The sequence below is a fragment of the Amycolatopsis echigonensis genome, from assembly GCF_002846615.1.
GTDB classification, from domain to species: Bacteria; Actinomycetota; Actinomycetes; order Mycobacteriales; family Pseudonocardiaceae; genus Amycolatopsis; species Amycolatopsis echigonensis.
Map to the genome: position 1 here is coordinate 106700 of NZ_PJMY01000001.1, position 19759 is coordinate 126458.

The window sequence follows — 19759 nt, forward strand, 5'->3', positions numbered from 1 at the left end:
GTAGAAGGTCGGTCCACCGTACCTCAAAATCGAGTGGCGCTCGGTTTTAGCCGTGGAGTAGGGTCGCCCCATGGCCGCATCCGGTCCCCGAGGGCCCTACGCGAAGGGCACCGAACGTCGGGAGCAGATCCTCCGCATCGCCCTGGAAGTGTTCACCGAGGGCGGCTACCACGGTTCGTCGGTGAAGGAGATCGCGCGACGCGTCGGGGTCACCGAATCGACCTTGTTCCACTACTTCGGGTCGAAGCAGGCGATGCTCGCGGCGGTCCTCGCCGCCCGCGACGAACGCACCGCCGCCCTGCTGGGCGCCGACGACCCGCTGCCCGGGCTGCTGGAAGTGGCGCGCCGGAACGCGCGGACCCCGGACCTGGTCCGCCTGTACGCGACGACGGCCGCCGAGGCCACCGAGCCGGGCCACGCCGCGCACGAGTGGGTCCGCGACCGGTACGCCCAGGTCTGCGCGGACATCGCCGACCGGCTCGCGGACCGCCTCGGCCCGGACACCGACCCGGCCTGGTTGGCCCGCATCCTGGTCGCGGTCATGGACGGCCTGCAGATCCAATGGCTGCTCGACGACCGCGTCGACATGGCCGACGACATCGAGCGGTTGGTGGCCCTGTTGGTCGCCGGCAAGTGACCGCGTTGCCCGGGCAGCGCGCGGCCTGGGCGGCGACTCCGACGCCGGACAGGTCGCGCGGCCGACGCCTCGGCCGCGCGACCCGGGTGCGTCAGTGCGCGATCAGGAGTGACGGGACCGCCGTCACGACGGCGAGGGTCAGGCTCGCCGCACCCCACTTGACGCCGACGCGCTGCCACGGGCGGCCGGCGTCCAACGCGAATCGGCCCGGTCCGGCGAAGGCCAGGGCTGCCGCGATCATGAACAGGACGATCGCGAGCCCGGAGTTCTCCAAGGGTTTGCCTGCGACCGCCGCGAACGCGTTGATCATGACGCCCATGACCATCGCCGTGCCCAGCGGCATCAGCAGGCCGGACATCAGCAGGAGGCCGCCGACGAATTCGCAGGTGCCGCCCAGCAGCGCGAAGGGCAGCGCCGGGTGGTAGCCCATTTGCGCGAAGGACGCTTCGGTGGCGGCGAGCCCGCCGCCGCCGAAGGCGCCGAACAGCTTCTGTGCCCCGAAGACGGCCAGCACGCCGAACGGGACGATCCGGACCAGCAACAGGCCCACGTCGGTGTGCGACCACGTGGTGCGGGTGCTGCCGGCGGCGATGGTCGGTTCAGCCGAGACGGTCGACATCGTTCTCCTCTTTCTGTTGGCGGGATGTGCTGATCGAGGCGTGGACGAGAGCGCGCCACACGCCCGGGTCGTACTCGCGGATCACCGGGAATCCCTGTCCGTACGGGGCCGTCCAGGCGAAGCTGACGCCCGGGTTGTGCACCGAGCGGCCGCCGGGCAGGAAGACGTGCGGGCTGCCCTGCACGAGATCCGACGAGGAGATCTCGAAATCCTCGTGGACCGCTTCGCGGTGATGTCCTCGGCGCAGTTCCCAGGCCAGCCGGGCGGCGTCGAGTTCGGAACATTCCTCGGCGACAGAGATGATCTCCGAGTACAACGATATGGTGCGACTGTCCACATAGAACGCTTTGCGGAGGGCCGCGTCGAGCTGGTCTGCTGCCCGCGCACCGCCGACCTCGGGCGAGCGTGCCGCGCGAACGGCTTCCAGCGCGGGCAGCATCGTGACGGGGTACTCGGATTCCGCGCGCTGCCAGGGACGCCAGCCGAGTTCCGGTTCCGTCGACGCGATGACCGCGATTTCCGCGTCCAGAATGGGTTTCGGGGTACCACGCCGGTTGAACAGTTCCAGAGGGAACGCGCGGTGCTCGATGACAAGCTCGCGGCTTGCGGATTCGCGACGCAGCCAGTGCAGCGCCAGGCTCGCCCAGGGACAGCCGATGTCGGAGAACACCACGATCGTGTTCGGAGGACACGAGATTCCGGCGGCCATCTCAGCGCCCGCCCGCCGACTGTCGCGCACCCGCGATCGCAGCGGCCAGTTCCGCGACGCCGGGGTCTTTGAGCACCTCGTAGTGGTCGCAGGCGAGGTCGACGATCGTCGGCGGAGCGGCCGAATAGCCGGTGCGGCCTTCGATGAACGAGTAGTCGTCGCCAGCCGCCTTGAAGATCGTGATGTGAGTGTCCAGACGGCGTTGCGCCAGCTCGTGGAAGCTGTACTCGAATTCGTAGGTCTGCGCCACGATCCGGGTGATCCGGCGGATCGTCGACGGGTCCAGCGCCGGACGAAGCTCGTGCACGAAGGCGACGAAGCTTTCCTCGTCCCGGGCTCGTTCGAGGCAATGCCGGAGGTCCGGGCCCGCGATCTTGCCGGCGAACACCGAGAACAGAATCGTGACGTACGCGGGGTTGGCGTAGGAGGGCTCCCGCCCGAAGCGCGCCGGGTCCGCACCGGGCACGGTCGGGTTGCCGGGACAGATCAGCAGCAGCTGTTCGACGCGTTCGCCGAGTTGTTCCAGCTGCCAGGCGGCTTCGAACGCGACGCGCGCCCCGAAGGAGTAGCCCCACAGCAGGTACGGGCCTTCGGTCTGGATCCGGCGAAGCTCCGCGACATCGGCGGCGGCCATCTCCCGGATCGTGGCGTAGGGCTGCTCGCCCGGGTTGATGCCGTGCGCCTGCACTCCGTAGAAGGGCCGTTCGCCGGCGGCTTCCCGTGCCAGCGCGCGGAGATTCATCGGATACCCGCCCAGCCCGGGCCAGCAGAACACCGGCCGTCCCGCCCCCGCGTCGCCGAGCCGGATCAGCCGGGACGACCGGTCCCCCGCTCCGCGCTCGATCCGTTCGGCCAGGCTCGCCGGAGTCGGGTGTTCGAAGATCGCCTGGAGCGGCAGCGCGGCGGCGAACTGCTTGTTGATCCGGTGGACGAGCGTGACCGCGGTCAGCGAGTTGCCGCCGGAAGCGAAGAATTCGTCCGCCATCGAGACTTCGTCGTACTTGAGCGTCTCGCCCCACAGCCGCGCGAGCACCCGCTGCGTCTCGGTGGCGGGAGCGACATACGGGCTCGCGGTGCGCGCGGGCCGCACCTGGTCGGACGCGGCGAGCGCCGTGCGGTCCACCTTGCCGTTCGCGGTCAGCGGCAGCCGGTCGAGGACCAGCACGTGCTGCGGGATCATGTAGTCCGGCAGCAGCCGGGCCAGGTCGTCCTTGACGATCTCGGCGGGGCCCTTCATGTGGAGGACGTCTTCCGCCATGCCCTCGCTGCGGATCTGCTCGGCGCTGACCCGCCCGCCGACGAAGAAATACGACGGCCCGGAGACCTCGCCGGCGGCGGAGAGAATCTCGTCGACGCGGCGGGCCGCCGGAAGCGGATGGCCCGACTTGGAGCTGTAGCCCGACGACATGAGCCCGAGGCCGAGTCCGTTGCGCTGCAAGTGATGCAGCTTGGTGCCGAGCCGGAGGTACTGCAGCCACGGCTGCTCAGCGCGGCCGATCGCGGTAATGCCGAACGCCGCCTGGTCATACACCCGCTGGTTGATGGCGATGACGTGCCGGGCCTGCACGAGGTCCTCGGAAATCTTCGTGAACTCCCCGTCGGCGTAACGGTATTGCCCGGCCGGGAGATCGGTGACGCGGCCGGGGTGGGCCTGGACGAAGAGGTCCGCGTCGTCGGGCCGGGGGCTGCCGTCGTCCGGCCGGATCTCGAACGTGCCGAGGTACTGGTCGCCGGCCGCGCCGCCGAGACTGTCCGCGATGGACGGATCGTGGCCGAGCGGCCGGATGTCCAGGCCGTAGCCGGCCAGCGCTTCCTCGAACACGCCGAGCATGTGCCCTGCCTCGAATTCGAGGACTTCGCCGATGTTGTTGCGGTAGACCGGTTCGATGGCCTGCTTCCGGCCGACGAAGTGCACCGAGAGTCCGGCGCCCGGCCATCGCGGGGACTCGCCGATCCGGACCAGGGTGTGGTCGACCGGGCGGTAGTAGTGAATGCCGGGTTCGACGCCCGCGATCCCGGTGGTGTCCAGGAACAGCTGGGTCGCGTACAACGCGCCGGGCGAGGCGTAGGCGTACTTCGGCAGCAGCCGCTCGTCGCTGTGGAACTGGCCGAACCAGCGCAGAAGTTCGCCCAGCTGCGCGAACGTCAGTTCGTCGAGCCCTCGTGCCCGGCCTCGCGGCGGCCGGTGTTCGAGCAGGTCGCGCAGTTCGGCCCGCGTCACCGGTCCGCGGTCGTAGTTGCGGTAGGTCTTGCGGGCGAAAACGGTGCTGCGCTGATGTTCGGTCTCGGCCCGGCCCGGCAGCGGGACCACCGGCTTTCCCTCCAGCTCTGCCGGTTCCCGCACGCCTGCGCCGGCGAGCTGGGCCTTGACCTGCAGCCGGCTTGACTTGGTCTGGTGGTGCGCGCCGTGGTTGCCCTGATCCATCAGGGCCGCTTCCTTCGGGTTCAGCTCGATGCAGGCGACGAGCGTGTCGAAACCGGTCCGCTCGTCGTTGGTGACGACCACGGCGGCCCGGCGGACCCAGGCGTGCTCCTCGATCGCCAGGCCGATCTCGTCGAGTTCGACCCGGTAGCCGCGCAGCTTGACCTGGTTGTCGGTGCGCCCGGCGAACTGGATGCTCCCGTCCGGGTTCCAGAAGGCCAGGTCCCCGGTCCGGTACAGCCGTTCGGTCGGCACGAACGGCGACCGCACGAACCGTTCCGCCGTTGCCTCCGGGCGGTTCAGGTACCCGCGGGCCAGCTGCGCGCCGCCGACGTACAGCTCGCCGACCTCGCCGATGTCCGCGGGCGAGCGATTCTCGTCGAGGATGTAGCACTGCGTGTTGTCGACCGGAAACCCGATCGGGATCGAGCCGGGGCCGTCGCCGAGCGCGTCCGGGTCCACGAGGTAGGACGTCGCGTTGATGCTGCATTCGGTGGGGCCGTACAGGTTGATCAGCGACGCCGCGGGCAGTTCGCTGGTGAGCTGGCGGGCCAGCTGCCGCGACAGGGCTTCCCCGCCGGAGAACACCCGCCGCAAGGACGTGCACTGCCCGAGCTGCTCGGTGTCCGCCAGAGCCTGCAGGAGAGTCGGCACGCCCTGCAGGGTGTTGACCTGGTGGCGGCGGACGGTGTCGATGACGGCGTGCGGATCCCGGTGGATTCCCGGCTCCCCCATCACCACCTTGCCGCCGAACGCGGTCGCGAGGATTTCCCACTGTGCCGCGTCGAAGCTCATCGGCGTCTTCTGCAGCACGACGGTGTCGCGGTCCAGATAGCCGACCGTGTGCAGCCAGCGCAGCTGCGACACGATGCCGGAGTGCTCGATCTGCACGCCCTTCGGACGGCCCGTGCTGCCCGAGGTGTAGATGACGTAGGCGAGATCGTGCGGAGACGGGAGCGGAGCGGGTCCGGCGGCGCGGTCGCGGGCCGCCCGCGGAGTCAGGACCGTCGTGCCGGGCGGCGCGATGGCCGCGACCCGGTCGGCGAGATGCTCCTGGGCGAGGACTGTCTTCGTGCCGCTGTCGGACAGCATGTAGCGCAGCCGCTCTTCGGGATAGTCCGGAGACAGCGGCAGATACGCGGCTCCGGCGCCGAGAATGCCCCACACGCCGGAGACCAGATCCGCCGACGGCTCCGCGAAAAGCCCCACGCGGTCGTCCGGCCCGGCGCCGGCCTGGCGCAGACCGGCGGCGAGGCTCGCGGCCTCGCGGTGCAATTCGAGGCGGGTCAACGACCGTTCGGCCGAGACGACCGCGATCGCGTCCGGCTGTTCCGCGACCTGCCGTCGCAGCAGGCTGATCAGGTCGGCGCCGAGACGGGTGACGGGTTTGCGGGTGCTGAGCTGGGTGGTTTCCACTGTCTTCCTCGCAGGCGAGCGTCCGGTCAGGACGACGGGGTGGGCAGGGACGGGGAGGAGGCCGGCCGGCTTTCGGCGGGCGGAAGCCGCGGGGAACGGGGCTGGGCGAGCTCGACGGCGACGACGATCACCACGGCGCCGGCGGCCTGGAGCACGGAAAACCCTTGCCCCAGAACGACATAGCCGAGCACCGCCGCGGCCAGGGGGCTCGCGAACCCGAGAAACGACACGGCGAGAGCGGGAAGCCGTTCGATGCCGCGGAACCAGATCAGGTAAGCCAGCAAGGCGCCGACGAGGCTGAGATAGGCGAACCCGGCCAGGTTGGTGCCGGAGACGTGCCCGGGCACTCCCTCGACCAGCAAGGCGAGCGGCAGCACGGCGAGCCCGCCGACGGTCAGCTGCCATCCGGTGAACGCGAGCAGGCTCGCGCCTTCCGGACGCCCCCATCGCTTCGTCAGCACCACGCCCGCTGCCATGCACGCGGCACCGCCGAGACCGCTCAGCACGCCGATCGCGTCCACGCCGGCGTCGGGACGCAACACCAGCATCGCGACGCCGGCCGCGCCCAGCGCGCAGGACACGAGGTGCCGGCCGGAAATCCTGGTGCGCAACAGCATCGCCGACAGCACGAGCACCAGCATCGGCTGTGCCGACACCATCAGCGCCGCCACACCGCCCGGCAAATGGTAGGCCGCGACGAACAACAGACAGAAGAACGCGCCGATGTTGAGCAGGCCCAGCACGACCGCGCGCCACCACCAGATCCCTTGGGGCAGCGCCCGGGTCGCCGCCAGCAGCACGAGCCCGGCCGGCAAGGCCCGGACCGCCGCGGCCAGCAACGGCCGGTCCGCCGGCAGCAATTCCGTGGTCACCAGATAGGTGCTGCCCCAGATCGCCGGCGCCACCGCGGTCAGGGCAGCGTCCAGCACCGAGTTAGCCGATTTCATCCGGAATCATTCCCCGCAAAAGGTCGGGTGCCGGCGGGCCGAACTGGCGAAAACCGCTTTCGCGTTCTCCGCGAAACCCGCCGGAAAGGTGAGCCCATCCTCAGTCGCGGACCGGCGGCGGACAAGCAACGCGCGGTTAATCACCGGGCAACGAGACATGGCCGAGCCCCCGCCCGGCCGTCAGTCGCGAGCCTCGCAGGCTATTGCCGAGGCCGTCGCCGGCGAAACCAATTCCAGGTGAACCGTGCGGTATTGCGCCTAACGGTCCAGCGAGAATTCCGCCAAGAACGGCACAACACCCAAAATCGGGGCCGAAAGCCGACCGCGATCCGGTGATCGTCATCGCCGCGGCACCCCGCTGTGACAACCACCACCGAGCTGCACCGGTTACCGTCCTCGGAAGGACGCGTTCACCGGCAGTACCGCTGGCGGTTTCCTTCCCGTGTTTGCATCCCCGCCATGACTACGCGACCGCGACCCGAGCGCACGCTCAGCCCCATGACCGCCGTGGCCGGCCGGCTGCCGGTCAACCAGCGCGGCTGGGCGTGGGAACTGAAGCAGGCGGGAGTCCGGGCGCTGGCCGTTCTCGACGAACACGGACTGCGCTGGCAAGGCCGCGACAGTGCTCCGGCGCCGGGCAGCCATCCCGCGCTGGCCCGGATGGCCGACGACCTCGGCGGCCGCAAGCTGGTCCTCGACGGCGTCATCTCGCCACCCCGCGACAAGCCGTCCTACCGTGCCTTCGACGTGCTTCGCATCGACGGCCACGACCTCACCGCGGAGCCCTACGCCGTGCGTCGCAAACTTCTCCGCAGCCTCGGCCTCAGCCGCTCGCCGGTGATCGAAATACTCCCGAGCCACCGCGGCCTCGGCCCGGCTCAGCTCGCTCAGCTGGCGCGGCAGCACGACGCCGCCGGGATCGTCGGCAAACACCTGGCCTCGCCTTACCGGCCGGGACAAGCGTCGCAGGACTGGATCGAACTCGATCTGCTGCGCGGCTGCGAAGCGGTCATCGGAGGCTGGCAGCCGAGCCAGGACCACGAACCCGATCACGTCGGCGCCGTCCTCCTCGGCGTCTACACCCAGGCCCGGCAGCTCGTCTACATCGGCCGGGTCCACTCGGGATTCACCGACGCGTCCCGGCGGGCGCTCGCGTCCGTCCTGGAGGAACTCGCCACCGACAGCTGTCCCTTCACCGGCCGCGGCCCGACCGGCCGCGACCGGAACGCCCGCTGGGTCCGGCCCACGCTGATCGCCGACGTGAACTACCGCGCCATCACCGCCGACGGCCGCCTCCGGCAACCGACCTGGCGCGGCCTGCGCACCGACATCGACCCCCGCGACCAAGCCTGGAGCGGATCACTGCGGCTGCGGCTCACCCATCTCGCCGATTAGCTCGTCTCCTCTTCGCGGCCTCCGGAGGTCCCGCGGGGGGCGGCGGTTTTGGTCGGCGTCACCGAATTCCGGGCGGCTGCGAGTCCCCACCCCGCGTCTTGCCCGCGACGGGACGATAGACGAAGACGTTGGGACGCAAGGGGATAACCCGGCCTCCCCTGACGAGGCCGTGCAGACGCGCATCCTTGTCGCGTCCGTTTCCCGGTCGCAACAAGCGCCCACTGCCCCAGTACGCGGAAGCCATTCGGTCGAGCAACGCGGCGCCGATCGACTGCCCCGCATTCGTCTTTGACAAGGACGGAGGCCCTTCCCTCGCGATCCCCTCCGACGGCCGGAGTGCGCGCCCCTAACCGAGCGGTGCTCCGATCGCCGGTGAATCGCCGCCATGAGCCGGGACTGCCGCGGTCGGCACGGAGAGGCGGCGGTGGAGATCCAGAACAGCCTTGGCCCTGGCGAACTCGGCCGGCGTGAACGGCAGCGACCGGGTCACCGTCACCGTGCCGCCTTCGGCCTCGGCCAGCCGCATCACCGTTCCGTCGATGCCCTCGCCGCGCACCGTCCCGCGCCGCCCGGGCGGTTTTCGTTCGATGCCGCAGTCGCCCATGACCGCCCTGAGGAGCTGATCCAGGTCCGGCTCGCGCGCGGCCGCGATCCTCAGCACGCGAGTCGGCAGGTCCACGAACTCGTGCGCGTCCGCCGGCACGACCCGCACCTCCCGGCCGCCGCCCCGTTCGACGACCGTCGCGATATCCGCCGCGGTCGCCCCGCCCGGCGCGCGGACAAGGAACTCGTCCACCACCCCGTCCGGTACCGCGAGCACCTGCAAGGAGACGATGTCGCACCCGTGCGCCGCCAACACGGTCGTGACCCCAGCCAGGCTGCCCGGCACATCCCGCACAGTGGCACGCACCCGCCACGCCACCCCGGTCCGCGGCGGGCAATCGTTCGCGGCGGGGTGCGCCGGATCAGGCCGCGGACGGTGCGTCCACCACCGTCTCCACAGGACAGTGGCGATCAAGAGCCCGCCCAAGGTGAACAGCACGACCGGCCCGACCCGGTTCTGCGACAAGGTGCTGACGAACAAATCGGCGACACCCGTGGCGATGAACAACGCCGCCAGCTCGATCAGCTCGCGGCTCATCGAGATCCTCGCTCGTTTGACGGCCTTCGGCCGTGCCTCGGCTTCGCTCATACGACCAGCATCCGTGCTCGCATTACCTCGCTCTCACCGACCTGTCACGATTCAGTTAACCGGACGGGTCCGCTCGCCCCGCCAAGGTCGGCCCCGCGGAAGGTGTCGACGACGCGGTCCGGAGTTTGCTGCTGCGCAACGCTGATCTCCGCCGACCTCAGGCGTCGCCCATACTGAAGCGCGAGGATCGGTGCCTGCCGAGCGTACAGAATCCACGACGGGGAGGCGGAGAGCGCAGCAGCTGCGGCAATGTTCGGGATGAGCCATCGCTTTGAACCGGAACGCGCAGCACGTCCGCCCGAATGCAGCCCAGAACGTCCGGCTTTCGATCCACAAAGGACGATTGCTTGCCGCGTTGACCGCGGGCTGAAACTACCGTCCTCGCACCGGCGCACCCCATGCCGTCTCTTCGCGCAGCGCTTTCTTGAGCACCTTGCCGCCGGGATTGCGCGGCAAGGGCGTGTCGTGCACGGCGACGTACTGCGGGACCTTGAAGTCGGCGAGGCGTTGGTCGAGGTAGTCCAGCATCGCGGCGACGTCGAACGAGGGCGACGACGGCACCACGACCGCGCCGACCTTCTCGCCCAGCACGTCGTCCGGCACCCCGACGACGGCCGCCTCCGCGACGTGCGGCGCGCCGGCCAGCGCGTTCTCGACCTCGACGCAGTACACGTTCTCGCCGCCGCGGTTGATCATGTCCTTGGCGCGGTCCACGATGTGCACCAGGCCTTCGTCGTCGATGCGGGCGAGGTCGCCGGTGTGCAGCCAGCCGTCGACGATCGCCGACGCCGTGGCCTCGGGCTTGTTCCAGTAGCCGGGAACGCGGTTCGGTCCCCGGACCAGGAGTTCGCCGACCCCGGTCCGCGGATCGGCGTCGGCGACGGCCAGATCCACCACCGGAACGGCGAAGCCGACCGAGTCGGCGTGCTCGGTCGACCACTCGTGCGGCAGGTAGGTCGCGATCGAGGCCACCTCGGTCAGCCCGAACCCGTTGCCCACCTTGGCCGACGGAAACGCCTCTTTGATGCGGGCGACCAACGCCGGCGCGATCGGCGCGCCGCCGTAGGCCACCCGGAGCACGCGGCCGGTGTCGAGCGCCGCGAAGTCCGGATGCGCGATCGCCAGGCTGTAGATCGCCGGCACCGTGACGAGGATGTTGATCCGCTCCTCCGCGATCGCGGCGAGGAATCCGCGGGTCTCGAAAGCGGGCAGGATCACCGTCGTGCCGCCGAGCGAGAGCTGGACCAGCAGCTGGGTATTGCATCCCGTCACGTGGAACAGCGGGACCGAGATCAGGTTGCGCAGCGAGGGCCCGTCGGCGCGGTCCAGTTCGAGTACCCGGATCGCGGTCTCCACATTGGACAGAAAGTTCTCGTGAGTGGTGATGGCTCCCTTGGGAAAACCGGTCGTGCCGCTGGTGTAGAAGATCGCGGCCGGGTCTGTCCGCACGGCCTCGTCGTGCACGGTCGCCGGGCCGGAAGGCAGCGGTTCGCCTTCCTTGAACACATACGTGGCACCGCAGTCGGTCAGCACGTAGTCGACCTCAGGTTCGGCGAATCGCGTGTTCACCGGCACCACGATCGCCCCGGCGAGGACGCTGCCCAGGAACGCGCACACCCAGTCGGCACCCGCCGGGAGCAGGATGGCGGTGCGGTCGCCGGGAGCGATCCCCCGCTCCCGCAGGCCGCCCGCCACTTCGGACGCGCGTTCCCACAGCTGTGCGTAGGTCAGGCGAGGCCCGTCGACTTCGACGACCGCCTCGACCTCGGGATGCGCCTGGACGGACGCCCGTACCGCGGCCACCAGCGACTCAGGCATGTTGTCGTACCGTGCCACGCCGTCGGGTCCGCGCGTGATCCCGGTCAGGTCGAACGGCCCGTGCTTGGTCTCGGTCATCACGCCCCCGGGGTGAAGTAGCGACGCGGATTGTCCACCATCATCACGGTGATCTGCTCGTCGCTGACGCCGTGCTCGCGCAACGCGGGCAGGACGTCTTCGCTGATGTGCAGGTAGTTCCAGTTCGGCACCGTCTGCTTCAGGAGCCGCTGGGACTCCTCGCCGGAGAAGAAGTCCATGTAGCAGGCCGCGTCGTGAGAGAGGACGATGCGGTCGGCGTAGCCCTGCTCGCACAGCGCGGCGATCGTCGCGACCCGGTCGGCGGTGGGGTTGAACAGGTCGAGGCCGAACCGGTCGCAGCCGATCGTCGCGCCCGTGTCCATGATCCACTTGAGGTAGTCGAGATCGTTGCTGTCACCGGCGTGTCCGATGACGACCTTCGTCAAGTCCACGCCGCGCTCGCGGTAGAACTCGAGGGCGAGCCGCCCCGTCTGGTGCGCGGAGTTGGTGTGCACGGTGATCGGCACGCCGGTGGCCAGGTGCGTTTCGCAGATCGCGGCCTGCACGCGTTGCTGGTCCGGGGTCAGGCCGCGTTCCTCGACCACGCCCTTGAGGAACGCCGCGCGCACGCCGGTGTCCGCGATGCCCTCGGTGATGTCCCGGGTGAACAGTTCGGTTATCGGCTCGGGTCCGTCGAACATCGCGCCCGGACCGCGATAGTGGAAATAATGCGGGATCTCGTCGAACGTGTACAACCCGGTCGCCACGACGATGTTGATGTCGACCTCGGCGTTGACCCGCTGGATGCGCGGGATGTAGCGACCGAGCCCCACCACCGTCGGGTCGACGATCGTGTCGACGCCCGCGGCCTTCAGCGCCCGCAGCTTCGCCACCGCGTCGTCGACGCGTTCGTCCTCGTTCCACCAGTCGTGCCCGTAATTGGCCATGATGTCCGGGGTGAGCACGAAAACGTGTTCGTGCATCAACGTCGGTCCGAGCTGGTCCGTGCTGACCGGCCCGCGAACGGTCGCGACCATGAGCTGCCTCCGCCTCGTCGTCGTTGACTGGTGGCCAGGAGTCAAACCGCCGGGAGGCGGGTCTGTCATTCGCCGGCGCGCACAGTTCTGTCGCGAACGCGCACGAGGGCAATTATGCTCGGCGGAACCGCCAGGAGGTGACGACGGTGTACCAGCTGGACAGCCTTGCCGTGGGCGACGGCACGACCGTCGGGGCCGCGGCACAGGACGCGTGGCGGGACTGGTGCCGGGCGGCGCACGGGCGCTTCGACTTCGCGTTCGACACCGACGTCTACCGCGCCCGGCTCGTCCGCCAGCACACTCCGACCTATCAGCTCATCGGCTGGACCGGCGACACCGAACTCGTCACCCGTCGTGCCCGCGACGTCCGCCGCGATCCGCGCGGCCACTACGAACTGCTCGTCCCCTTGCGCGGCAGCCTCAACGTCGGACCGGACGGCGCCGTGCGGCAGCTCGAACCGGGCGAAATGGCACTGGTGCCGTTCGACGTCCCGTTCCAGTGCGGGCAAGGCGCCGATGCCGCCGCGCTCACCCTGCTGGTGCCGGCCGAGCGCGTCGAAGGCCGGCTCGGCTCGCGAGCGATCCGCGGCCATCGCGTGTTCGGGAGCAAAGGCCTGGCACGAGCGAGCCGGGACCTCGTGGTGAGCCTGCTGCGCGAGCGGGCACACCTGTCCGGCGCCGACTTCGACGCCGGCTGCGATCGCGTCGTCGACCTGTTCTGCCTCGCCAGAGACGGCGCGACGGCCGAGCCTTCCGCGGGCGGCACCGTGCTCGACGCGGTCCGTCGGCACATCCGCGAGCACGCGACCGATCCGGAACTGTCCGTCTCCGCGATCGCGACCGCGGTCGGCTGGTCGACCCGCTACGTCCAGACCGTCCTGGCGCGGGCGGGCACCACCCCGACGGAACTCATCCGCCGCGAGCGCCTTGACCTGGCCCGCACCCGGCTGTCCAACCCGACGCTCGCCGGCCAGACCATCGCCGCCGTCGCCGCGTCCGTCGGCTTCGCCTCCCCGAGCGCCTTCAGCCACGCCTACCGCGAGCACTTCGGCTGCAGTCCGCGTGAAACCCGCAAGGACGCAGCTTCGTCGGGCTAGCGGAACGCTGGATCTCCTTGCGGGCGCAGGCTTTCGGGCGTCTCCGGGGAGATCGCCGGACGCCAGGTGGCCGGGTCGAGCTGTCCGCCGTACAGCGGAAGGTCGAGCGGCCCGTCCGCCGGGTCGGGTTGCGCCCACGGCCAGGAATCGCCGCTCGTTCCGTATTTGCGGGCGGCGGCGACCCGGTCGAAGTCCACTATGGACACCAGCGTCGCCTCGTGCGCGGCCGGGGCTTCGGCCTGGATGTGGCCTTCCGGATCGACCAGGAACGTGTCGCCCAGCGCGGTCGGCGCGGCGCCGTTGACCGTGGCGACCCAGATCTGGTTCACGATCGCGTTCGCCTGGTTCAGCGGGCGTTCCTGGGCCCGTCCGGCGGTCGCCGTCTGCACGACGTTCACCACCAGCTCCGCCCCCAGCCACGCCAGATGCCGCGTGACTTCCGGGAACCAGGCGTCGTAGCAGATCGACAGGCCGACGCGGCCGTAGCCGGGCAGGTCGAACACCACGAACTCCCGGCCTACGCACATCGGTTCGTACGGCCGCCAGGTGAAGATCTTCCGGTACGCGGCCACCAGTTCGCCGTCCGGGTCGTAGACGACCGCGGTGTTGTAGACCTTCCCGTCCTGGCCGCGTTCGAGCACGGTGCCGGGGATCAGCCAGATGCCCAGTTCCCGCGCCAGCTTCCCGAGCGCCGTGCCGCGCGGGCCGTCGAGCGGCTCGGCGTGCGCGGCGTACCACTCCTCGACCGAACCCTCGATCGGGCACAGGTGCAATTCGGGGTAGACCACCAGTTGCGCCGCGTGCGGCGAGGCCATCCGTGCCCGCAGCCCGGCCGCGAACCGTTCGAACGGTTCGGCCGCCGCCTGGACCAGCGCGATCCGGAGATGCCTGCTCATCGATTGTCTCCTCACTCCGCGAAAGACAGCAGGCCGTCGGTCATGGTCAGCCGGATCGGCAACGCCGCCAGCGCATCCGGGCCGCAGCCGACGGGATCGTCGACCCACACGGTCAGATCCGCCCGCATGCCGACGGCCACCGCGCCGCCGCGACGGTCGCCGATCGCAGCGGCCGGGGCCGCGGTGTAGCCGTGCAACGCCTGCTGCGCGGTCAGCGCCTGCGCGGGCCCGACGGGCTCCGCATCCGGGTGACCGGGTGCGCGCCGCAGTTGTGCCGCGGCCAGGATCGGGCGCGGGTCGAACGGCGCGACCGGCCAGTCCGAGCCGAGCACGAGCGTGGCCCCGGCGTCCAGCAGGTCCCGGCACCGCCAGCCGCGCCCCGCCCGTTCCTCGCCGATCCGGCGGGACCAGTTGTCGCTGTGGTCGGCGCGGGTGAACTCGGTCGCGTGCGCCGGTTGCATCGACGCGACGACGTCGTGCCGGGCGAACAGCGGAATCAGCTCGTCCGGGATGGTCTCGATGTGCTCGATCCGGTGCCGCCGCATGGATCCTGGCGACAAAGTGGCCATTGTGGACAGTGCGTGCGCGACAGCGGCGTCGCCGATCGCGTGCGTCGCGGTCTGGATGCCGCGCGCGGCGAAATAGCGGACCGCGTCGGAGTACGCGCCCGGATCCCGCCACGCGCTGTCCCGCGAATGCCCGCAGCAGTCCGGATCGGCGAGCCAGGCGGTGCTGTTGTCGATCGTGCCGTCCAGGAACATCTTGACCCCGGCGACCTCCCACAGCCGGCCGCCGACTCCTTGGCGGGCAACGAGTTCCGCGCGCCGGGCGGAGTCGTCGCCAGGGCGGCACCACGGCGCGATCCGCAGCCGCAGCGGCAGTTCCCCCGCCTCGTCCAGCGAGCGGTACAGCTCCAGCGAGTCGCCGTTGCAGTCCATGACGTGGCCGCCGGTGAGCCCGGTCGCGGCCATCGCTTCGAGCAGTTCGCGCAGCCGTTCCCGCCGCCGCGCGAACGGCTGCCGCGGCACCGGCGCGTAGGCGACCTCCAGTGCCGAGAATTCCAGGACCAGCCCCGTCGGCCGCCCGGTCTCGTCGCAGGCGAAGGCCGACCGGTCGGCGAACTCGCGCGGCCCGTCAATCCCCGCGCGCCGCAACGCTTCCTCGCTCAACAGCGCCGAATGCGCGTCGAACAGCCGAAGCACTGCCGGCCGGTCCCCGAACACATCGGCGAGCGGAGCGTTGGTCACCGGCCGGTCGCCGAAACAGTTCGGGTCCAGGCCCCAGCCGACGATCCACTCCCCCGTCTCCCGGGCGAGCGCCGCCCGCACGTCCTCGAGGGTGCGGCACCCGGTCAGGTTCACGCCGTCGGTGTCCTCGACCCCCAGCGCCGGATGCAGGTGGCCGTCGACCAGCCCCGCGGTGGTCACGGCTCCGTGCAGATCGAGTGCGTCCGTGCCGGCGCGCGCCGCGGTGCGCAGGGCGCGCGGGTCGCCGATCTCCCGGATTTCCCCGTCCCGCACGAGGATTCCCGTCGGCGTGCTGAGCGTCGCGCCTTCCCGGATGCGGGTGTTCACAAGCAGCAGGTCCGCTGCGGACATCGAGATTCCTTTCCAATTCTGGGTTTCAGGCTGCGGCCGGGGCCGGGTTCTCGTCGGGCGCGGTCGCCGCGAGCACGTCCAGACGCCGCCCGCCGCGGCGCACCGCCACGGCGGCGAACGCGATCGCGGCGACGAAGATCAGTCCGATGTAGATCCAGAACCGGTTCGCCGGCGGCGGCTGGGCGGGCAGCACGAACTCGTAGACGCCGTAGCCGACCAGCGCCACCGCGAGCACCGCGGGCAGCACGTGCTTGACGACCGAGAACTCGCCGCGGTCGTGCTTGCGGACGTAGAAGGGCGTGTAGAGCGAGGTCAGGAGGTAGACCAGCAGCAGCGGCACCGTGCCGATCCCGGCTTCGTAGGCCGACACCGTGACCGCGTTGCCGTCGGCCAGGAAGTACGGCACGACGATCAGCGCGGTCACCGCGGCCGTCCACAGCCACACCGCCGCGGCCGGGACCTGCGAGCGCGGGCTCACCTTCGCCAGCGGACGGGGCAGCAGACCGGCGCGGGCGGACGCGAACGTCCACCGGGAGCACGAGGTGATCGCGGCCAGGTAGCAGGCGGCCGGGCTGAGGAATCCGATCAGGTACACGAGCCAGGTCAGCCAGGGCGCGTAGTGATCGGCCAGCTCGACGTACGGCGCGGCGTTGGTCAGATCGCCCAGGCGCGCCATGCCCTTCACGGGACCGAGCCAGTCGGCGTAGCCGGACACCGTCGCCCACGTCGCCAGGACGTAGAGCAGCGCGACGACCACGATCGACGACAGGATCGCGATCGGCACGACCCGGCGCGGCCGCTTGATCTCGTCGGCCATCGCCGCCGCGTTCTCCCAGCCGATGAAACCGGACACCGACGTCGCGAAGGTGATGCCGATCAGCCCGGCCCACCCGCCCGGCTGCCCGCCCCGCGCGTGCAGCGGCGCGCCCAGCGAGGAGTGCGACCGGACCAGGATCACCGCCGACACCAGCGCGAGCCCGACCGCCTCGAGCAGGAACAGCAGCAGCGAGGTGCGCACCGACGCGGCGGCCCCGCGCAGCACGACCGGCAGCGTCAACGCGACCGCGAGCAGGGCGAAAACCGGCCACCAGAAGTTCGGCAGGCCCAGCGCCGTCTGCACCCACGAGCCGAGGAACACGACCACCGCGGCAATCGTGACCGGCCCGGACATGATGCTGAGGTAGAACGTGAACGCCGCGGCCGGGCGGGACAGGCCGCGCGCGATCGATCCCGCGCCGTGATAGGCGAAGGCGACGTACGACCCGGCGGTCGGGACCCGCCGCGCGAGCTGGGCGACGTTCCACCCAGTGAGCAGGATGCCGAGCGCGCCCAGCAGGAACGCCCACGGGGTGAACGTGCCCATCGCCGCGGCCACCAGGACGACGACGATGAAGATGCCCTCGACCGGGGCCATGTTCGCCAGCGTGCCGGCGAGGGCGCCGCCGAGCCCGATCGCATCGCGGCGCAGCTGGACTTCTCGATGTTCCGTCAGATCCGTCATGGGGAGTCCGTTCGAGGAGGGTTCGGCGGATGCCGGAGTGACTGTGGTCACGGGAGGCTGCCATATCGTCAATCGCGTAGTCAATGCCATTGACTACGGCATCGGTTAAGCTGGCCGCGATGACGAAACCCGCCAGCAGCCCCGCCCGCCGTCCGCGCGGGAGCATCACGCCCGACAAGGTCGTGGCCGCCGCGTTCGCCGTCAGCGAGCGGGACGAAGCGCTGACCTTCCAGGCGATCGGCGCCGAACTGGGTGCGCATCCGACCGCGGTCTACCGGCATTTCCGGGACAAGGACGAACTGATGCGCGGCCTGGTCGACGCGCTGCTGCGCGAGCAGCTCGACGAACTCGGCGAACCGCGGGAGAACTGGCAGGACGAACTGCGGGCGATCGCCGCCGCGCTGTACGACGTCTTTCTCAGGCACCCGCAGATCGGCCAGTACGCCGCCGCGCGGACGGCCCGCACCGAACACGAGTTCCGGATCGTCGAACGCCTCCTCGCCGCCCTGCGCGGCGGCGGATTCCCCAAACGGGAAGCCGCGCTCTGCTACCGCCTGTTCGCCGACGCCTGCCTCTCCTACGCCGCGCTGGACAGCGCATTCGCCAGCCTCTCCCCCGATACCCAGGCCGGCGACCGCGCCGCCTGGCAGCAGGAGTACCGCAGCCTGTCCCCCGCCGAGTTCCCGCAGATCGCCGAACTCGCCCCCGACCTCCCACCAGTGTCCGAACGCGAGACTTACCTGGCGTTCGTCGACACCGTCCTTTTCGGACTCGAAACCCGGCTGGCCCGCAGCACCCGGCCTGCCTAGCCGACCAGCGGGCTGTCAGCTCCACGAAGCGCGACTCCGATCCGAGCGAGCCGCTTGCTCCTGGGTTGTTGACCGCTTTGGCCTGTTCTCCCCTTGACTGAGCACCGCGGCTAGGAGTTGGACCGCTCCCCGGTGTGATCCACCTGAGCCGACTCGGCGGAAACCCTGCCCCGGCCAATCGGAAGAACACAGCAGCGGAGCGTCAGTCCGACGCCCGATGTGGGCTGGTCGGGTGAATCCTGCCGGAATGTCGATCTGGCCCTCATCCGAGCTGCCACGATGCCCGGTGCGTCCGCGACCTGGCGGGCGAAACCCTGGGGGAGGAATTCGCATGTCGGCGAAGAAGAAGGCCATGCTGTGCGCCGTCGCCACGCTCGCCGGGCTGGTGATCGCCGCACCTCAATCCGGTGCCGCGGCCTATCCCACCAACAACTTCGACGTGACGTTCGGGGCAAGCTACACGCGGGGAACCATCACGTGGTACGACCGGTCAGTGCGCCTGACCGGCACCATGCGGTCGCTCGCCAGCAGCGGCTGCCGCAGGACCATCGGATTCACCTACAACGCCGATGCCTCGAAGCAACTGGGTGAACACGGGACCAGCTCGCAATGCGGCGATGCCATCAAGGCGCTCCCGCCGATCGACGTGCCGGCGGACGTCCCGGGCGGCGCGGGATTCGTCACCGTCTGCCTGACTGATGGGGACGGTGTCGTCCTCGGTACTGCTCAAACCCCCGCCTGCCGGGCATACGCCCGTTCCGACGCCAGCTGACCGACTCGCCTGCTCGCCTCCGTCCGCCGGTCCACCAGAACTCGAGATTTCTCCCACGAGCGGCTACGTCAAACGGCACAGGGCACGATCCCTGAACGCTACGATTCCGGACGTGCCGCTCAACCGGGTCGAGAAGATTCCAGGGCTGGAGTACCGCGTCTCCGACTCGCCCTATATCGAGGGCGTGTATCGGGTGGCACCGAATGGCGGCTTCGCTCCCGAGCGCATGGTGTCGGTCGTGAACTCGAACTGGGAGCTGCTGGTGTGGGCGTCGGCCGGGGCGACCGCCGTTTCGGTCCGCGGTCCCGAAACCCGGCCCACCGTGGTTCCGTTGGACGGCGGGCTGGGCAGCACCTTCGGCGTGATCTTCCGCCACGGCGCCTTTCTGCGGAATCTGCCCGTGCGCGGCCTTGTGGACGGCAGCGTATCGAGCCCCTATACGACGCCGCGCTCCTTCGTGCTGCAGGGCAGCGAGTGGGAGATCCCCACCTACGAGAACGCGGAGACGTTCGTAGATCGCTTAGTCCGGGCAGGGTTGCTGGTGCGCGACCCGCTGGTGACCGACGTCGTCTCCGGGGAGCGGCCGATGCTGGTCACACCGCGCTCGGTGCAGCGCCGGGTCGCCGCGGCCACCGGCCTGACGCAGGGCATGATCCGGCAGATCGAGCGCGCGCGGCAGGCCACCATGCTGCTGCGGCAAGGCGTGGCCGCGACCGAGGTCGTCCATCTGGCCGGGTATCACGACCAGCCGCACCTGGCGCGGTCGCTGACCCGGTTCGTCGGCCGGACGGCGACACAGCTGCGGCAGCCCGCCGCCGGCGAGATGGTGTCGCTTCTGTACAAGACCGACGCCGAGGTGGGTCCGTAGGTTCGAAA

The 19759-nt window shown here is 70.2% G+C and carries 16 protein-coding genes; 6 read left to right on the forward strand and 10 right to left on the reverse strand.

Annotated features, from left to right (window positions below):
- The first annotated feature begins 70 nt into the window (after positions 1-70).
- Entirely contained in the window at positions 71-637 is a 567-nt protein-coding gene (locus ATK30_RS00450; RefSeq protein WP_101433744.1) for a TetR/AcrR family transcriptional regulator, read from the forward strand.
- Between the two features lie 91 nt (positions 638-728).
- Here the strand turns inward: ATK30_RS00450 and ATK30_RS00455 are convergent, their stop codons facing one another.
- The 4 genes from ATK30_RS00455 to ATK30_RS00470 are packed head-to-tail and all read right to left on the reverse strand — an operon-like array spanning position 729 to position 6750.
- Positions 729-1256, reverse strand: a complete 528-nt coding sequence (locus ATK30_RS00455) for a DoxX family membrane protein (protein ID WP_101433745.1) — start codon at positions 1254-1256, stop codon at positions 729-731.
- Positions 1237-1965: a DsbA family oxidoreductase gene (locus tag ATK30_RS00460; RefSeq protein WP_208637209.1), complete on the reverse strand. Its 729-nt coding sequence runs from the start codon at positions 1963-1965 to the stop codon at positions 1237-1239. The genes ATK30_RS00455 and ATK30_RS00460 overlap by 20 nt, the downstream gene beginning before the upstream one ends.
- 1 nt (position 1966) lies before the next feature.
- Complete coding sequence (locus ATK30_RS00465; RefSeq protein ID WP_101433746.1) at positions 1967-5803, reverse strand: amino acid adenylation domain-containing protein; 3837 nt, start codon at positions 5801-5803, stop codon at positions 1967-1969.
- A 26-nt stretch (positions 5804-5829) separates the two neighbouring features.
- Positions 5830-6750: an EamA family transporter gene (locus tag ATK30_RS00470; RefSeq protein WP_101433747.1), complete on the reverse strand. Its 921-nt coding sequence runs from the start codon at positions 6748-6750 to the stop codon at positions 5830-5832.
- Positions 6751-7248: 498 nt separating this feature from the next.
- Between ATK30_RS00470 and ATK30_RS00475 the strand changes: the two genes are divergently transcribed.
- Positions 7249-8145: an ATP dependent DNA ligase gene (locus ATK30_RS00475; protein ID WP_158242412.1), complete on the forward strand. Its 897-nt coding sequence runs from the start codon at positions 7249-7251 to the stop codon at positions 8143-8145.
- A 346-nt stretch (positions 8146-8491) separates the two neighbouring features.
- Here ATK30_RS00475 and ATK30_RS00480 read toward each other — a convergent pair whose 3' ends face one another.
- The 3 genes from ATK30_RS00480 to ATK30_RS00490 form a co-directional block, all read right to left on the reverse strand.
- Positions 8492-9337: an ACT domain-containing protein gene (locus ATK30_RS00480; RefSeq protein WP_101433749.1), complete on the reverse strand. Its 846-nt coding sequence runs from the start codon at positions 9335-9337 to the stop codon at positions 8492-8494.
- A gap of 372 nt (positions 9338-9709) precedes the next feature.
- Positions 9710-11233, reverse strand: coding sequence for a class I adenylate-forming enzyme family protein (locus tag ATK30_RS00485; protein WP_101433750.1), 1524 nt, complete (start codon positions 11231-11233; stop codon positions 9710-9712).
- A complete protein-coding gene (locus ATK30_RS00490) occupies positions 11233-12210 on the reverse strand; it encodes a phosphotriesterase family protein (RefSeq protein ID WP_101433751.1) in 978 nt (325 codons plus the stop codon). The genes ATK30_RS00485 and ATK30_RS00490 overlap by 1 nt, the downstream gene beginning before the upstream one ends.
- Before the next feature lie 146 nt (positions 12211-12356).
- Between ATK30_RS00490 and ATK30_RS00495 the strand changes: the two genes are divergently transcribed.
- Entirely contained in the window at positions 12357-13307 is a 951-nt protein-coding gene (locus ATK30_RS00495) for an AraC family transcriptional regulator (RefSeq protein ID WP_158242413.1), read from the forward strand.
- Here ATK30_RS00495 and ATK30_RS00500 read toward each other — a convergent pair.
- Genes ATK30_RS00500 through ATK30_RS00510 form a run of 3 tightly spaced genes read right to left on the reverse strand, consistent with a single transcriptional unit; the run spans position 13304 to position 17302 of the window.
- Positions 13304-14203 (reverse strand): carbon-nitrogen hydrolase family protein, encoded by a 900-nt coding sequence (locus ATK30_RS00500; RefSeq protein ID WP_101433753.1) that lies wholly within the window; start codon positions 14201-14203, stop codon positions 13304-13306. The genes ATK30_RS00495 and ATK30_RS00500 overlap by 4 nt on opposite strands.
- 11 nt (positions 14204-14214) lie before the next feature.
- The gene (locus ATK30_RS00505; RefSeq protein WP_101433754.1) at positions 14215-15801 is read right to left on the reverse strand and encodes an amidohydrolase; all 1587 of its coding nucleotides are present in this window, start codon (positions 15799-15801) and stop codon (positions 14215-14217) included.
- Positions 15802-15826: 25 nt separating this feature from the next.
- The gene (locus ATK30_RS00510) at positions 15827-17302 is read right to left on the reverse strand and encodes an APC family permease (RefSeq protein ID WP_158242414.1); all 1476 of its coding nucleotides are present in this window, start codon (positions 17300-17302) and stop codon (positions 15827-15829) included.
- Positions 17303-17421: 119 nt separating this feature from the next.
- Between ATK30_RS00510 and ATK30_RS00515 the strand changes: the two genes are divergently transcribed.
- From ATK30_RS00515 to ATK30_RS00525, 3 genes are all read left to right on the forward strand, one after another.
- Positions 17422-18111, forward strand: coding sequence for a TetR/AcrR family transcriptional regulator (locus ATK30_RS00515; protein WP_158242415.1), 690 nt, complete (start codon positions 17422-17424; stop codon positions 18109-18111).
- Between the two features lie 331 nt (positions 18112-18442).
- Positions 18443-18883, forward strand: coding sequence for a hypothetical protein (locus ATK30_RS00520; protein WP_208637210.1), 441 nt, complete (start codon positions 18443-18445; stop codon positions 18881-18883).
- A 112-nt stretch (positions 18884-18995) separates the two neighbouring features.
- Positions 18996-19751 (forward strand): helix-turn-helix domain-containing protein, encoded by a 756-nt coding sequence (locus ATK30_RS00525; RefSeq protein ID WP_244194451.1) that lies wholly within the window; start codon positions 18996-18998, stop codon positions 19749-19751.
- The last annotated feature ends 8 nt before the right edge of the window (positions 19752-19759 follow it).

Coding starts and splice junctions, on each gene's coding strand:
- ATK30_RS00450 (WP_101433744.1), top strand. CDS start 71: ATGGCCGCATCCGGTCCCCGAGGGCCCTACGCGAAGGGCACCGAACGT.
- ATK30_RS00455 (WP_101433745.1), bottom strand. CDS start 1,256: ATGTCGACCGTCTCGGCTGAACCGACCATCGCCGCCGGCAGCACCCGC.
- ATK30_RS00460 (WP_208637209.1), bottom strand. CDS start 1,965: ATGGCCGCCGGAATCTCGTGTCCTCCGAACACGATCGTGGTGTTCTCC.
- ATK30_RS00470 (WP_101433747.1), bottom strand. CDS start 6,750: ATGAAATCGGCTAACTCGGTGCTGGACGCTGCCCTGACCGCGGTGGCG.
- ATK30_RS00475 (WP_158242412.1), top strand. CDS start 7,249: ATGACCGCCGTGGCCGGCCGGCTGCCGGTCAACCAGCGCGGCTGGGCG.
- ATK30_RS00480 (WP_101433749.1), bottom strand. CDS start 9,337: ATGAGCGAAGCCGAGGCACGGCCGAAGGCCGTCAAACGAGCGAGGATC.
- ATK30_RS00485 (WP_101433750.1), bottom strand. CDS start 11,233: ATGACCGAGACCAAGCACGGGCCGTTCGACCTGACCGGGATCACGCGC.
- ATK30_RS00490 (WP_101433751.1), bottom strand. CDS start 12,210: ATGGTCGCGACCGTTCGCGGGCCGGTCAGCACGGACCAGCTCGGACCG.
- ATK30_RS00500 (WP_101433753.1), bottom strand. CDS start 14,203: ATGAGCAGGCATCTCCGGATCGCGCTGGTCCAGGCGGCGGCCGAACCG.
- ATK30_RS00505 (WP_101433754.1), bottom strand. CDS start 15,801: ATGTCCGCAGCGGACCTGCTGCTTGTGAACACCCGCATCCGGGAAGGC.
- ATK30_RS00510 (WP_158242414.1), bottom strand. CDS start 17,302: ATGACGGATCTGACGGAACATCGAGAAGTCCAGCTGCGCCGCGATGCG.
- ATK30_RS00515 (WP_158242415.1), top strand. CDS start 17,422: ATGACGAAACCCGCCAGCAGCCCCGCCCGCCGTCCGCGCGGGAGCATC.
- ATK30_RS00520 (WP_208637210.1), top strand. CDS start 18,443: ATGTCGGCGAAGAAGAAGGCCATGCTGTGCGCCGTCGCCACGCTCGCC.